General features: G+C 67.8%; 2 protein-coding genes. Both read right to left on the bottom strand.

From position 1 onward, the window contains the following. Window positions 1-710, bottom strand: a 710-nt coding sequence (locus tag QZH66_RS15825) for an HD domain-containing phosphohydrolase (protein ID WP_305806852.1), incomplete at its 3' end; no start/stop codon positions are given. Window positions 711-1,222: 512 nt separating this feature from the next. After that, a partial coding sequence (locus QZH66_RS15820; protein WP_305806851.1) for a hypothetical protein occupies window positions 1,223-1,623 on the bottom strand: 401 nt, incomplete at its 5' end.

The following is a 1,623-nucleotide window of genomic DNA, read 5'->3' as shown; positions in this document are numbered from 1 at the left end:
ATGCTGCGCAAGTCTTCAGCGATCTCGATCAGGGCGTCCACCATGTCGGGGTCGAAATGGCTGCCCCGGCCCTTGACGATGACGCTGCAGGCCTGCTCGTGCGTGAAGGGGGCCTTGTAGACGCGCCGGCTGATCAGCGCGTCGTACACGTCGGCCAGCGCCATGAGGCGGCCCGCCACCGGAATGGCGTCACCCGCCAGGCCCTCGGGGTAGCCCGAGCCGTCCCATTTCTCATGGTGGCTGTAGGCCATGTCCTTGGCCACGTTCAAGAAACGCACGCGCATGCCCAGGCGCCGTTCGGCGCCTTCGATGGCCTTGCGGCCGAGCGCGGCATGGCCTTTCATGATCTCGAATTCGTCCTCGGTGAGCTTGCCGGGCTTGAGCAGGATGCGGTCGGGAATGCCGATCTTGCCGATGTCGTGCAGCGGCGCCGACTTGTACAGCAGCTCGATCATGCGGTCGCTCAGCAGCGCCTCGAAGCGCGGGTGCGTGCGCAGCTTTTCGGCCAGCACCTTCACATACAGCTGGGTGCGCCGGATGTGGTTGCCGGTCTCGTCGTCGCGCGTCTCGGCCAGCGAGGCCATGGCCATCATGGTGACGTCCTGGATGGCCTGCACCTCCAGCGTGCGCAGCGCCACTTCGCGCTCCAGGTAGGCGCTTTTGTCGCGCAGGAAATCGGCCGTGGCCTTGAGCGCCAGGTGCGTCTGCACGCNCGTCCTGGATGGCCTGCACCTCCAGCGTGCGCAGCGCCACTTCGCGCTCCAGGTAGGCGCTTTTGTCGCGCAGGAAATCGGCCGTGGCCTTGAGCGCCAGGTGCGTCTGCACGCGCGCCAGCACGATGGGCGGCCTCACCGGCTTGGTGATGTAGTCCACGGCACCCAGCTCCAGGCCCACGCGCTCGTCTTCGGTGTCGGCCCGGGCGGTGAGGAAGATGACGGGAACATCGCGCGTGGCCGCGCTCGCCTTGAGCCGGCGGCAGACCTCGTAGCCGTCCATGCCCGGCATCATGATGTCGAGCAGCACCAGGTCGGGCACCGGGTCGGCCTGGGCGATCTTCAGCGCGCGCTCGCCGCTGTTGGCCACCCGCACGCGGTAGCGCTCCTTCAGCAGCTCGGCCATCAGCGCCAGGTTGTCGGGCGTGTCGTCCACCACCAGCACGGTGGGCGCCTGGCGCTCGCGCCAGTCGGCGGGGACGGCTGCAGCGGCGGTATGAACAGAGGAGTCAGAGGACATCGATACTCCCGGCGGTTGGCTGTCTTGGGGACCCGCAGCCTGGACCAGGCCGCCACGCTTGCAGGAGGGCCAGTGCCGGCTCGAAATCGAAATCCTCGATGTGGCGCTGCAGGCTGTGCATGGCTGGCCCGAGGGCTGCCCGCAGCATAGCAACATTTTGTTTCAAATAGGCCAAAGCCCGCGCATCGTCCTGCTGCAGCAGTTCCTGGAGCTGGCGCACGCAGGCCTGGCCTGCCAAGTCGAACGGCGGCGCTTGGCCAGCGGCAGGCTTGCTGTCCAGCGGCCATGCGCCCCAGGCACGCAGGGGTTGGACCAGAGCGTGCAGCAACCGCTGCACCTCGGCCAGCAACGGCTGCGCCGCTTGGGGCGCGGGGGTGCGCAATAGCTCTT

The sequence above is a fragment of the Stenotrophomonas sp. YIM B06876 genome, from assembly GCF_030711595.1.
In the GTDB taxonomy this organism is placed as follows: domain Bacteria; phylum Pseudomonadota; class Gammaproteobacteria; order Xanthomonadales; family Xanthomonadaceae; genus Stenotrophomonas.
The sequence above is the reverse complement of the archived record's forward strand: the minus strand, read 5'-3'. Positions and strand labels throughout refer to the sequence as shown.